Source organism: Nocardioides montaniterrae (assembly GCF_054782655.1).
Map to the genome: position 1 here is coordinate 61,875 of NZ_BAAGSB010000009.1, position 12,427 is coordinate 74,301.

Sequence of the window (12,427 nt, forward strand, 5' to 3'; positions counted from 1 at the left end):
TCGAACTGGCGTTGCCACCGGCTGACGACACTCACGAGAGCGACAAGACCCTGACTACCGAGACGACCGACACTGCCACCGAGCAGACCACGAGCCCCACCTTCCGCGACCTCGGCGTGATGCCGCAGATCTGCGACGCGCTCGAGCGCAAGGGCATCGTCCACCCCTTCGCCATCCAGGAGATGACCCTCTCGGTCGCCCTCCTCGGCACCGACCTGATCGGCCAGGCCCGCACGGGCACCGGCAAGACCCTGGCCTTCGGCATCCCGGTCATCCAGCGCTCCGTCGCGCCGACCGACCCCGACTACAGCGAGATCCCGCAGGGCAAGCCGCAGGCGCTCATCGTCGCCCCGACCCGCGAGCTCGCGCTCCAGGTCTTCAGCGACATCACCCTCGCCTCGGCCGACCGCGGCCTGCGCACCCTGGCCATCTACGGCGGCGTCGGCTACGAGCCGCAGATCGAGGCCCTCGAGACCGGTGTCGACATCGTCGTCGGTACGCCGGGCCGCCTGATCGACCTGGCCAACCGCAAGGTCCTCGACCTCTCCCACGTGCACGCGCTGGTCCTCGACGAGGCCGACGAGATGCTCGACCTGGGCTTCCTGCCCGACGTCGAGAAGCTGCTTCGGCTCACCCCCGAGACCCGCCAGACGATGCTGTTCTCGGCCACCATGCCGGCCGCCATCGTCGCGCTGGCGCGCATGCACATGCGCCACCCGATGAACATCCGCGCGGAGTCGTCGTACGAGAACGCGACGGTGCCCGCCACCGCCCAGTTCATCTACCTCGCCCACGACCTCGACAAGCCCGAGATCATCGGCCGCATCCTGCAGGCCGAGGACGTCGACAAGATGGTCATCTTCACCCGCACCAAGCGCCAGTCGCAGCGGGTCGCCGACGACCTCACCGAGCGCGGCTTCGACGCCAGCCCGCTGCACGGCGACATGGCCCAGGTGGCGCGCGAGAAGGCGCTGACCCGGTTCCGCGAGGGCAAGGTCCGCGTCCTGGTCGCCACCGACGTCGCCGCCCGCGGCATCGACGTCGCCGGCGTCTCGCACGTCATCAACTACACCTGCCCCGAGGACGACAAGACCTACGTCCACCGGATCGGCCGCACCGGCCGCGCGGGTGCCTCCGGCATCGCCATCACGCTGGTCGACGCGACCGACGTGCACCGCTGGAAGATGATCAACAAGACCCTCGACCTGCCGTTCGACGAGCCGCTCGAGACCTACTCCACCTCCCCGCACCTGTTCCACGACCAGGGCATCCCCGAGGGCACCAAGGGCCGGATCAAGGCTGCGGCCCCGGTCGAGCGCAAGCCTCGTGAGGACCGCGGCGGCTCCCGCTCCGGCGGCGAGCGCTCCGGCGGCGAGCGCACCGCGCCCTCGCGCAACCGCGACCGCAACCGGACCCGGACCCGCAGCGGCCAGTCGACCCAGGGCGACGCCCCGGCGGCCACGGCCTCCTCCACCCCGTCGGAGGGCTCCTCCGAGGGCGGCTCGACCTCCGGCAACCGCCGCCGGCGTCGCCGTCGCTCGGGCGGCTCGGGTGGCGCCAGCGCCACCTCCGCACCCAGCGAGAGCTGACGCTCCCGGCGTACGACGCACTCAGCGGCCCCGTTCGACCTCACGGTCGGGCGGGGCCGCTGGCGTTGGCGTACGCCGGTCAGGCGACGACGACGACCGTGGTGCCGATGGGCGCGAACTTCCACAGGTCGATCGCGTCGACGGTGTCCTGGCGGATGCAGCCGTGCGACTGCGGGGTGCCGAGCTGCGCCTTGGTCTGGAGCGGCTGGCCACCCTTCTGCGGGATGGTGTGGAAGCCGATCGCAGCACCCGTCGGGCCGTGCGTGAAGCGGACGAAGTACTGCATGGTGCCGGAGTCGTCGACGCCGACCGCCCACCGCGAGCGCGAGTAGACCTGGAAGGTGCCCGGCTGCAGGTTGTCGGTGACGCTGCCGGAGACGAAGTAGCTGCGGCGTACGGCGCCGTTGTGGTTGACCAGCCAGACGGTCTGCTCGCCCTGGCTGAAGACGATCCGGCGGCCGGAGCCCGAGTTGGGCGGCAGCGGACCGGGCTTCGACGCCTTCGAGGCGGTCGTCCGGGGCGCCTGCCTGGTCGCGGGAGCGCTCGTCGACGGCGCTGCGGGCGCGGTGGTCGTGGTGCTCGCGGTCGGCTTCGACGTCACGGGGTTGAGCGCATGGTTGGCGGCGGCTGCGGCGGAGCCGGGGTGGCCCTGCGCGTGCAGCCCGAAACCGCCGACGACGGCGATCACGGTCACGACCGCAGCGACCGTGGCCAGGATGATCCGGCCGTAGCGCGGCTTGACCGCCCGGTGGCGACCAGCCGACGATCGAGGGGCCTCGACGCGGTTGCCTGCCTCCGGACGGAGCGCACGCTTGCCCGTCGTCATCGCTTCTTCTTGGCCCGCTTGATCAGGTTGGCAGCGACCTCGCGATAGGCGATCGCGCCCTTGCTGGTGCGGCTCGTCGCGAGGATCGACCGGCCCGCGGCCGGTGCCTCGGCGAACTTGATGGTCTTGGGGATCGGCGGCTCGATCACGTCGAGGTTGTAGGTCTCGCTGATGGTGTCCAGCACCGCGCGGGCATGGTTGGTGCGGCCGTCGTACAGCGTCGGCAGCACGCCCCAGACCTCGAGGTCGCGGTTGGTGAAGCGGCGTACGTCGTGGACCGTGTCGAGCAGCTGGCCGACGCCTCGGTGGCTGAGGGTCTCGCACTGCAGCGGGACGAGCACGCCGGTGGCCGCGGTCAGCGCGGCGACGGTGAGCACGCCGAGCGAGGGCGGGCAGTCGAGCAGGACCCAGTCGTAGTGGGTGCCGGAGGCGGCGAGGTCCTCGATGACACCGCGCAGGACCTGCTCGCGACCGGTGCGCATCAGCAGGTCGGCCTCGGCACGGGCGAGCTCGATCGTGGCGGGCAGCAGGTCGACGCCGTCGTCGGTCGTGAGGATGACGTCGAGCGGGTTCGTGCCCTTGGTCAGCACCTGGTGGACCGAGAGCTCGAGGTCCTCGGGGTCGATGCCGAGGGAGAACGTCAGGCAGGCCTGCGGGTCCAGGTCGACCAGCAGCACCGACTGGCCGGCCTCGGCCAGCGCGGCACCGATCGAGGCGACGCTCGTCGTCTTCGCCACGCCACCCTTCTGGTTGGCGACGGCGAGGACGGTGCAGGGACTGGACATCAGGACACATCATGCCGGACTCACCCCACATCGGCGCGCATCCGCGTGCTTGACTTCGAGCATGTCGACCAGCCTCATCACCGGCGCGACCGCCGGCATCGGCCACGAGTTCGCCGTCCAGCTCGCGAAGCGTGGCGACGACCTCGTCCTCGTGGCCCGCGACGAGGCCCGCCTGGAGGCGGTCGCGGCCGACCTGCGGTCGTCGTACGGCGTCGCGGTGGAGACCCTCGCCGCCGACCTCACCGACCTCGGCGCACTGGGCCGGGTCGAGGCCCGCCTGGCCGATGTGGCGAGGCCGATCGACCTGCTGGTGAACAACGCCGGCTTCGGTCTCAAGGAGCGTTTCCTCGACAACCCGATCGACGTCGAGCAGGCCCAGCAGGACGTGCTGGTCCGCGCGGTGCTGCGGCTCACCCACGCGGCCCTCGGCGGCATGGTCGCCCGCGGCAGCGGCGGCGTCATCAACGTCTCGTCCGTCGCAGCCTTCCTCCCCCGCGGCACCTACTCGGCCGCGAAGGCATGGGTGAACAGCTTCTCGGCCTGGGCGCACGCGGAGTACGCACCGGCCGGCGTCACCGTGATGGCGCTGTGCCCCGGTTTCGTGCGCACGGAGTTCCACGAGCGCCTCGGCGTCGACCGGGACTCCTCAGCGCCCCAGCAGCTGTGGCTCGACGCCGACTTCCTGGTCGCCTCGGCGCTCTCCGACTTCGCCAAGGGCAAGGCGATGTCGATCCCGTCCAAGCGTTACAAGGCGATCGTCGCTGGGTCGCGGGTGGTGCCGCGCTCCGCCCTCCAGCGGTTGCAGGGCCTCGGCCGGAAGTAGCGTTGCGGGTTGCGCGTTCCGGGCCACCTCGACATCGCAACGGACGCCGGCCCGCCGAGGCGGAGCGGCTGATCGCTCTCGGCGCCACGAAGGTAGTCAGACCGTCCCGGGGTCGGTGTCGGCGGCTTGCGCGGAGCCCGGGTCGGTCTGGGCGTCGAGAGGCATCCCCTGTCGTGGCTGGTCGGTGCCTGGGTGGTCGCGCGCCGCAGTGGCGACCTCTGTCGCGGGAGGTCGGTCGGCGTGGTCGCGGTAGGTGGTCCCTGTTGACGGTTCGGCGCCTACGCCGCGGGGGTGCTCCCTGCGGTTGGCGCCGCGGAGTTTTCGAATCAGTCGTCAGACAGTCGTTAGGTGGAATCGGGCACGCATGTGGTGCGTGGCGGACTCCACTTAGGGCCGTCGGTGGAACTTCCAGGCTCCGGTCGGCATGACTTCATGAGCCATCCGCGGGTCGTGGGCGACGTGGTGATGATGGCTGCAGAGCAGGACGCCGTCGGCGAGGTCGGTCTTCCCGCCGCGGGACCAGGGCTCTGAATGATGTGCCTCGCACCAGGTCGCGGGGATCGAGCAGCCCTCCGCGCGGCACTGCTTGTCGCGCAGGCGCACCGCCTTGCGCTGGGCCGAGTTGAACAACCGCTGGGCCCGGCCGAGGTCGAGGATCTCGCTCTTGCCGCCGAGGACGACGGGGATGATCTTGGCGGTGCAGGCGAGTCGCCGGGCCTCGTCGGCGGTGATGCGGAGGTCGCCGTCGAGGGAGCCGATGACGCCGGCGGTGGCGAGGTCGCGTCGCAGGTCGTCGAGGCTGATCGTCACCATGACGGTGGTGGCGTCGCCGCCGTGATCGGGCAACTTCTTCGGGTCAAGGTGCTCGAGCAGAGCGCAGAACGCCCGGCCGAGTCGGTTGCTCCGGGGGAAGCGTTCGCCGGTCGAGACCCTGGGCGAGGAGAACGAGTCGAGGTACGTCTCGAGGCGTGCGGCGACCGCATCGGGAACCTGACCGATGATGCGGGTGAAGCAGCTAGCACCCGGCGATCGGGCTAGCCCTGTCCCTCGACGAACGCCCGCACGGAGTCGGCCACCAGCTGGACAGCGATGGCCGAGAGCAGCAGGCCGGCGATGCGGGTGATCAGCAGGACTCCCCCGTCCCGCAGGACACGGGCGATCGGCAGCGAGAAGCGCATCGCGAGCCAGATCGTCAGGTGCACGCCGACGACGCCGGCCAGCACCGCCGTACCGTCGGCGAAGCCGTGGACCTCGTGGACGAACAGCATGGTGGCGACGATGGCGCCGGGGCCGGCCAGCAGCGGGGTGCCGAGCGGGACCAGGGCGACGTTGACGTCACCGGACTGCTCGGGCGCCTGCTCCTTGCCGGTCAGCAGCTCGAGCGCGACCAGGAGCAGCAGCAGGCCACCGGCACCCTGGAGCGCAGGGAGCGAGATACCGAGGTAGTCGAGGATCTGCTGGCCGAACAGCGCGAACACGCTGATCACCAGGAAGGAGACGGTCACCGCCTGCCAGGCGGCCTTGCGGACCGTCTCGGCCGAGCGGCCCGCGGTCAGCGAGAGGAAGATCGGGACGGTGCCGACGGGGTCCATGATCACGAAGAGCGTCACGAAGACCTCGGTCATCAGCACCACGTCGATCACGCGCAGATCCTACGGCTCAGCACGCTCGCAACCTGCATTCATCCGGCATGATCACCACGGCGGCGGAGGTCCTCCGAACGGCAGCGTGACCAGCTGGGGGCCGCTCGCCGAGATGTCGCGGAGGATCCAGTCGTCGCGCAGCAGCAGGATCGCCGAGGCCGGTCGCAGCACCAACCACAGCCACCGACCCTCCGCCTCGCCCGCCAGCACCGATCGGTCCAGCTCACCGTCGGCGGCGCTGGTCGAGACCGACCACAGGCCGACCGGACGCGCCCCGAGCCGGACCTTGACCAGGGAGGTGCCGACGCCGACCTCCCCGCCGGGGTCGACGGACTCCCACGGCTGCCGGACCAGGCCTGCGGCCCGTGCGCCCAGCCCGGTCCCCGGCTCCTCGCTGACCACCAGCACGTCGACCGGCCCGTCCAGCACGCTCGTGCCGGACACGCAGGTCAACGTCGCCCGCGCGCCGCCGGAACCCGCGACGACCGCGAAGTCCGTCACGGTCCAGCCGGGTCCCAAGGGCCAGGGGAGGTACGTCGGGAACGAGCCCGCGCGCTCGAGGTGCCCCGCGAAGCCGTCGTACGTCGCCGCCGGCGGCCGCCACAACGGGACGACCTCACCGTGCTCGGGGCAGGCCCACTGGTCGGCCTCGATCTCCGCGATCGGCACCGGGCAGCGCGGGCACCCCGCCCGTGCCTCCGAACCGCCCGCCGTCATGGGCCAACCGTGCTGCTCGAGCCCCGAGCCGTCAAGAGAGGTGCTCGGGAGATCCGGCCCCCGCTCACGCGTTCCAGCGGAGCACGACGGCGGTGTCGCGCTCGAACCCGAGCACCGAGACGGTCGCGGTGTCGAGCTTGAGCAGCCGGCCCTCGGAGACGGGCAGGTCGAGCCACCTGGCGGCGAGGGCGCGCAGGCTGTGGCCGTGCGCGAAGACGAGGGTGCGACCCTCGACGGCACGAGCACGTGCGACCACCCGGTCCAGACGCAGGGTCATCGACGCGGCGGTGTCACCGCCCGGGCACGGATGGGTCCACACCGTCCAGCCCGGTGCGGCCTCGCGGATCTGGGGCGTGGTGAGCCCCTCGTAGGCGCCGTACCTCCACTCGACGAGGTCCTCGTCGATCTCCGCGTCGGGAAACCCGGCCAGGAAGGCCGTCCTGCGGGCACGGGCCAACGGGCTGGTCAGCACCTGCGCGAACGCGACGGCGGCGAGCCGCGGCGCGAGTTCGGCGGCCATCGCCTCGCCCTCGGGGAGCAGCGGCAGGTCGGTCGACGAGGTGTGCCGCCCGTTCGAGCTCCACTCGGTCGCGCCGTGCCGCACCAGCCACAGCTCGCGCTCCCCGTCGCCATGATCGTTCCCGCCATCCATGGGTCCAGCGTGTCAGGATCTCCCCATGGGTCACCAGAGGCGTCTCTCCATCGCGGCCATCACCCTCGCGCTGCTCGCCCCGCTCGCCGGGTGCGGCAAGTCCGAGGACGCAGCGAAGGACCCGGCGTCCGACCCGACCTCGAGCGCCACCGCCACGAGCAGCAGCACGTCGGGTACCTACCCGACGCTCGCCGCGACCGACTACAGCTATCGGCTGCAGGTGTTCTGCTACTGCTCGTTGGTGGGGCCGGTGGACGTCACGGTCAGGGCCGGGAAGGTCGTCTCGGCGCGGATCGCGAGCGGTCCGTCGAAGGGCAAGCCCGCGCCGGCGTCGTACACCCACCTCACGATCAACGAGATCATCGCCAAGGCCAACGAGGCCAACAACCACGCCAAGGTGATCTGGCCCCAGGGCGCAACGGTGCCGCAGCGGGTCACCGTCAGTCCGGTCACCCACACCGCCGACGCCCAGATCACCTACGTGATCAAGAGGTACGTCAGCGCGGGATGAGCGCCCAGACGTCGAGGTCGAGCAGCACGCCGGCGGCGTACTTCCCGTCCTCGCCCTTCAGGGTCATCGACTCGTCGCGGCCCTTGGTCGCGACGAGCCTCAACCGCAGCGCGCCGACGGAGTCGGAGATCTCCGCCTTGTCCAGGACCTCGGACCAGGCGTAGACCGTGTCACCGGCGAAGGCCGGGGAGACGTGCGATCCGGCGTTGATCGCCGCGATCAGCTGGGCGTTGGCCAGGCCGTTGAAGGACAGCGCGCGAGCCATCGAGATCACGTGGCCGCCGTAGATCAGGCAGTTGCCGTCCGGACGCGCCTCGGTGTTGAAGTGCACCTTGGCGGTGTTCTGCCACAGGCGGGTGGCCATCTTGTGCTCGGAGTCGCTGAACGTGACGCCGTCGACGTGGTCGATCTTCTCGCCGACCACGTAGTCGTCGTAGCGGTGCGGCTCGCCCGCCGCGGTGAAGTCGTACGCCGAGAAGTCGAGACCGTCCGGGATGACGAGCTCCGTCGCGGCGACCGCCGGGGCGAGCTCGGGCAGGACGGTCTCCGGCGCGTCGAGCGTGGTGTCGCGCTTGTGCACCATCACCCAGCGGCACCAGTCGAGGGCGACCTCACCGCGCTGGTTGGTGGCGGTGGAGCGGACGTAGACGACGCCGCTCTTGCCGTTGGAGTTCTGCTTGAGGCCGATGACCTCGGACCTCGTGGAGAGCGTGTCGCCCGGCACGACCGGCTGGTGGAAGCGGCACTCGGCATAGCCGAGGTTGGCCACCGCGTTGAGCGAGATGTCCGGGACGGTCTTGCCGAAGGCGATGTGGAAGGCGATCAGCTCCTCGACGGGGTGCTGCTCGAGGCCCACCGAGGCGGCGAAGGCCGCGGAGCTCGGAACCGCGAAGCGCGTCGGGTACAGCGAGCCGTACAGCGCGCGGTCACCCTCGGTGACGGTGCGCGGCGTCGCGTGCTCGATCACCTGGCCGACGGTGAAGTCCTCGAAGAAGTTGCCCGGGTTCGTCTTGCTCACGGTCCTGCATTCTGCCGACCGGCGGCGTCCTCGCCGAAACCGGCCGTCGTTGATGAGACGGCGCGGGTCAGCTCTGGTCGAGCTTCTTGCCGAGGTTGGCGAGCGCGGCGCGCAGGCGCTCGTCGTCACGATCGACCGTCGGCACGAGCACCTCGGTGACGACGTCGATGAGGTCGACCAGGCGCTGGTTCAGCTCGCGGTTCTCCTCGACGGCGGCCTCCAGGACGGCGATCCGCCGCTCCAGCGCCGCCTCACCGCCGAATCCCCTGCGTCGCGCTCGCAGCGCAGCGGCCCGCTCCCGGATGCTGCTCCCCCGGTCCTCGAAGTTCGCGTTCATCGGTCCCACCTCACTACCAATCGACAGATCTCAGGGTTCTCATCGCCCAGTCGCGCGAGCCCACGGGAGACGACGCTCTGCACGACGGTGCCGCCGTACGACTCGATCTCCCGGACGGCCCGCGCCGGAGGCACGAACGTACGGCGATGCTTCCCGAAGGCGAACCGGTCGTAGCGCGATGCCGGCGTACGGAACTCGACGTACGTCTCGCCGCCCCGGCGCTGCGCCATCGAGGCGAACCGCCAGAAGTTGGAGCGCGCGTTCGGGTCGAGGGCGTCGAGCAGGCCGCGGGCGTAGATGTCGCAGACCTCCTCGCGGTGGGCGTACGTCGCCCCCGCCAGCAGCATGCCGTGCAGGTCCTCGAGGTTCAGCCGGCGCACGGCGAACCGCTTCGCGCCGCGGGCGAGACGTGCACGCGTCTGCTCCAGCGCCCGCGTGGTGAAGTCGAACGCCTCGACGCGGTGGCCCTGCTCGGCGAAGAAGCGGGCGTCGCGCCCGGTGCCGGCGCCCACGTCGAGCAGGTGCGTCGCACCGCGCGGGGCCAGCCGCTCCTGGACCCACTCAGCGAAGGTGGACGGGCCCTCGGGCACCTCGCGTGAGCGCGGGCTCTTGTAGAAGTCCTCCCAGAGGCGTGCCCGGCGACGTTGTGCCCGGAACCAGGAGCTCATCCGCTGCACGTCGCGCGGGTCGTGGTCGAAGTGGAAGGCGGGGTCCGGCGTACGCCAGCCAGGACCGTAGGTGAAGGCCAGCACGTCCTCCGGGCGTGCGGGAGCGACGATCTCGCGACCCTCGAGCGTCACGGTGCCGAACGGCAGCAGCGCGGCTCGGTCCAGGGGGCCGGTCAGGGAGCCGGTCACGTGGAACCGGTCGCCGACGAAGAACGAGCCGAACACGTCGATGCCGACACGTCGGTCGCCGCCGGTCTCGACCCAGACCTTGAAGTTCGCCCCGGACAGCCGGACCACGCGCCAGCCCAGGGCTCGCATCCGCTTGATCGCGGCGGAACACTCGCGGATGACGTCGAAGGGGTGCTCGTGGCGCGAGAGGTAGGCCAGGTCGGCGTCGGAGTCGTGCCCGATCAGGTGCCCGTCGCGCACCGCTCCCAACAGGCAGCCGTACATCAGGTACGCGTCGAGACCGCACTCCTCGACGAGGTCGTGCAGCACCCGGTGGAGCGCGTCCACGACCTCCTCACGGGCGGAGTCGGCGGTGTTGCTGAAGTCGCGCTGCATCCGGCCGCCCTTGTCGACGGCGAGGGCGTTCCCTGCCTGGTCGACCACGGCCGTCCGCGCAGCGCTGTCGGTGAAGGCGACCTCCTGGCGGTGCAGCACCTCGCCGGTGCTGTGCTCGACCAGGCACACCTCCGCCGTACCGGTGAGGTACGGGACCAGCGCCTTGGGCCACGGCACCTTGATCCCGCGTCCGGCGGGCGTGCCCTCGCGGGCGGGGTTGAACGACCAGACCCGCTGACCGTCCAGCAACACGTCCACCGTGACGGACGTGGCCCCGGCCAGAACCATCCCCGAGGCGCTCACATCGGTTTCGCGCGTCAATCCGTCTCCTCGTGCGTGCTGAGCGCCCAGAGTAGAGCCCACCCGGAGCGCATGCACCAAAAGCCGAACACGGTACCGATGAGGCAGCCGTCACATCGACGCGCGCGATCCTCTCGAGAACACACCAGTTATGGCGGACTCGTTTAATGTGTACAACCGGTGTCGCCGCCAGAGTGCGAGGCCAGAATGTGCCGTGACTGCCCCTGTCGCGGCTGGAGGGACACGGGAGAGGCATGCGTTTCCTGCTGAGAACGTTGATGGTGTTCATCGTCCTTGTGGCGACCTGGTCGGCGGTTCCGCACGCTGATGCCTACGGTGACTTCGCCGCGAGGCCCGACAGCATGGGCAGCAAGCCCGGCGCGACCCACACGGTCAACGTGCTGGCGAACGACACCTGCTCGGGCATCCGGCCGTGTCCGGCCGCCCGCGTGAAGATGAACCTGGTGACGCCGCTCCCGCGGAACATCACCGCGTCCGTCACGTCCGCCAAGCAGATCACCATCAAGGTGGGCTCCCACCGCAAGCTCGGTGCCGTCCGCGTGCGCTACCGCCTGACCCAGAACGGACGTTCCGTCGTCGCGTCGATCTGGGTCCACGTCTGGGCCCCTCGCTGGGCGCCCGCGCACATGAGCACCGGCATCGGCCCCAACTTCAACAACCCGACCGGTGGCCGCACGGCGCGCCGCGCGGTCGTGCGCCACGTCGTCAAGGCGATCGACAGCGTTCCCGGCTACCGCGTCGACTCGCGCGCGCAGTGCCCCAAGGTGCGGGCCCTGTGGCCGAACGAGATCAAGGTCAGCCTCTACTCCCTCGCCGACCGGAACTTCGCCGACGCCCTGATCCGCGCCGACCGTCGCTGCGTCAGCGTCCAGCTGCTGATGAACGACCACCTCAACGCGCACACCTCGAAGTCCTGGGGCAGCCTGCTGCACGCCCTCGGCAACAACCGCAGCGCGCGCAGCTGGACCTACCGCTGCCGCTCCGGCTGCCGTACCGGCCGAGGTGTCGAGCACGCGAAGTTCTACCTGTTCTCGCAGGTCGGCACCACGAAGAACGTCGTGATGGCCGGCTCCTCGAACATGACGAGCAACGCCACCGGCGTCCAGTGGAACGACCTGTTCACCACCCACTCGACCGCGCTCTACAGCGACTTCAGAAGCGTCTTCGAGGAGATGGCTCCGGACAAGAAGGTCTTCCACCCCTTCCGCCTGTTCAACACCGGTCCCTACCAGGCCGCGTTCTGGCCCCAGCCGGGCGCCAAGGCCGACACCGACCAGGTCATGAAGTGGCTGCGGAGCATCTCCTGCAGCGGCGCGACCGGCGGCGCCGGCATCAACGGCCACTCGGTCATCTACATCAACATCCACGCCTGGCACTCCGAGCGGGGCGCGTGGCTGGCGCAGGAGGTCAAGAACCTCTACAACCACGGTTGCTACGTCCGGATCCTCTACAGCTTCATGGGCCACGGCATCTTCAACTACCTGAAGTCCGGCACCGGGTCGCGGATGGTCGTGCGCCGCACGATCTTCCCGCACGACCCGCCGCGCTACGACGCCGACGGCATCGCGATGGCCTCGCTCTACTCGCACATGAAGAACTTCAACGTCTCGGGCAACGTCGCCGGCGACAGCTCGGCCTGGGTCACCTGGACCGGGTCGAACAACTTCACCGGTCTCGGCCTGCACTCCGACGAGGTCGTCCTCCGGATCGCCTCGCGGCGCGTCTACAACGCCTACGTCGCGCACTGGAAGTTCATCTCCCAGACCCGCTCCTCGCCGATCTGGGCTCACTACGACGAGCCGCAGGGCGGCGGTCGTGCCCCGGAGGACCCGGCTCGCATGATGACCCGCAGCCAGCTGCAGAGCCTGACGCCGGTCCAGCGGATGATGCTCGACGACGAGCTGCCGGGCCTCTCCACCGCCGGCCAGGACATGGACTGACCGGGCTACCGGAACCCGCCTGAAGCGCCAGGC

General features: G+C 70.4%; 12 protein-coding genes and 1 pseudogene. 4 read left to right on the forward strand and 9 right to left on the reverse strand.

Annotated features, from left to right (window positions below; translation table 11 throughout):
* Positions 1–119 precede the first annotated feature (119 nt).
* Entirely contained in the window at positions 120–1,589 is a 1,470-nt protein-coding gene (locus ACYVJ3_RS13070) for a DEAD/DEAH box helicase (RefSeq protein WP_460853520.1), read from the forward strand.
* Between the two features lie 79 nt (positions 1,590–1,668).
* On the opposite strand, the gene ACYVJ3_RS13075 is transcribed toward ACYVJ3_RS13070, so the two are convergent.
* On the reverse strand, positions 1,669–2,415 hold the full coding sequence (locus ACYVJ3_RS13075; protein ID WP_460853457.1) for a L,D-transpeptidase: 747 nt from the start codon (positions 2,413–2,415) through the stop codon (positions 1,669–1,671).
* The gene (locus tag ACYVJ3_RS13080; RefSeq protein ID WP_460853458.1) at positions 2,412–3,200 is read right to left on the reverse strand and encodes a ParA family protein; all 789 of its coding nucleotides are present in this window, start codon (positions 3,198–3,200) and stop codon (positions 2,412–2,414) included. The genes ACYVJ3_RS13075 and ACYVJ3_RS13080 overlap by 4 nt, the downstream gene beginning before the upstream one ends.
* Positions 3,201–3,261: 61 nt before the next feature.
* Here ACYVJ3_RS13080 and ACYVJ3_RS13085 point away from each other — a divergent pair, with 61 nt between their 5' ends.
* Positions 3,262–4,023: an SDR family NAD(P)-dependent oxidoreductase gene (locus tag ACYVJ3_RS13085; RefSeq protein WP_460853459.1), complete on the forward strand. Its 762-nt coding sequence runs from the start codon at positions 3,262–3,264 to the stop codon at positions 4,021–4,023.
* A 387-nt stretch (positions 4,024–4,410) separates the two neighbouring features.
* On the opposite strand, the pseudogene ACYVJ3_RS13090 reads toward ACYVJ3_RS13085, so the two are convergent.
* From ACYVJ3_RS13090 to ACYVJ3_RS13105, 4 genes and pseudogenes are all read right to left on the reverse strand, one after another.
* Positions 4,411–5,124 (reverse strand): annotated as a pseudogene (locus ACYVJ3_RS13090) (HNH endonuclease signature motif containing protein); the annotation flags it as partial.
* Complete coding sequence (locus tag ACYVJ3_RS13095) at positions 5,058–5,666, reverse strand: MarC family protein (RefSeq protein WP_460853460.1); 609 nt, start codon at positions 5,664–5,666, stop codon at positions 5,058–5,060. The pseudogene ACYVJ3_RS13090 and the gene ACYVJ3_RS13095, both read right to left, overlap by 67 nt.
* Before the next feature lie 51 nt (positions 5,667–5,717).
* Positions 5,718–6,383, reverse strand: a complete 666-nt coding sequence (locus ACYVJ3_RS13100; protein ID WP_460853461.1) for a DUF6758 family protein — start codon at positions 6,381–6,383, stop codon at positions 5,718–5,720.
* Between the two features lie 64 nt (positions 6,384–6,447).
* Positions 6,448–7,035: a histidine phosphatase family protein gene (locus ACYVJ3_RS13105; RefSeq protein ID WP_460853462.1), complete on the reverse strand. Its 588-nt coding sequence runs from the start codon at positions 7,033–7,035 to the stop codon at positions 6,448–6,450.
* A 25-nt stretch (positions 7,036–7,060) separates the two neighbouring features.
* Here ACYVJ3_RS13105 and ACYVJ3_RS13110 point away from each other — a divergent pair, with 25 nt between their 5' ends.
* Positions 7,061–7,546 carry a DUF6174 domain-containing protein gene (locus ACYVJ3_RS13110; protein ID WP_460853463.1) on the forward strand — a complete coding sequence of 162 codons (486 nt, stop codon included), beginning with the start codon at positions 7,061–7,063 and terminating at the stop codon, positions 7,544–7,546.
* On the opposite strand, the gene ACYVJ3_RS13115 is transcribed toward ACYVJ3_RS13110, so the two are convergent.
* From ACYVJ3_RS13115 to ACYVJ3_RS13125, 3 genes are all read right to left on the reverse strand, one after another.
* A complete protein-coding gene (locus ACYVJ3_RS13115) occupies positions 7,533–8,564 on the reverse strand; it encodes a MaoC family dehydratase (RefSeq protein ID WP_460853464.1) in 1,032 nt (343 codons plus the stop codon). The two genes, ACYVJ3_RS13110 and ACYVJ3_RS13115, sit on opposite strands and share 14 nt — an antisense overlap.
* Positions 8,565–8,631: 67 nt before the next feature.
* Entirely contained in the window at positions 8,632–8,901 is a 270-nt protein-coding gene (locus ACYVJ3_RS13120; RefSeq protein WP_460853465.1) for a DUF6752 domain-containing protein, read from the reverse strand.
* Positions 8,898–10,391, reverse strand: coding sequence for a methyltransferase domain-containing protein (locus ACYVJ3_RS13125; RefSeq protein WP_460853466.1), 1,494 nt, complete (start codon positions 10,389–10,391; stop codon positions 8,898–8,900). Before ACYVJ3_RS13125 ends, ACYVJ3_RS13120 begins: the two co-directional genes overlap by 4 nt.
* A 404-nt stretch (positions 10,392–10,795) precedes the next feature.
* Between ACYVJ3_RS13125 and ACYVJ3_RS13130 the strand changes: the two genes are divergently transcribed.
* Positions 10,796–12,394 (forward strand): phospholipase D-like domain-containing protein, encoded by a 1,599-nt coding sequence (locus ACYVJ3_RS13130; protein ID WP_460853467.1) that lies wholly within the window; start codon positions 10,796–10,798, stop codon positions 12,392–12,394.
* The last annotated feature ends 33 nt before the right edge of the window (positions 12,395–12,427 follow it).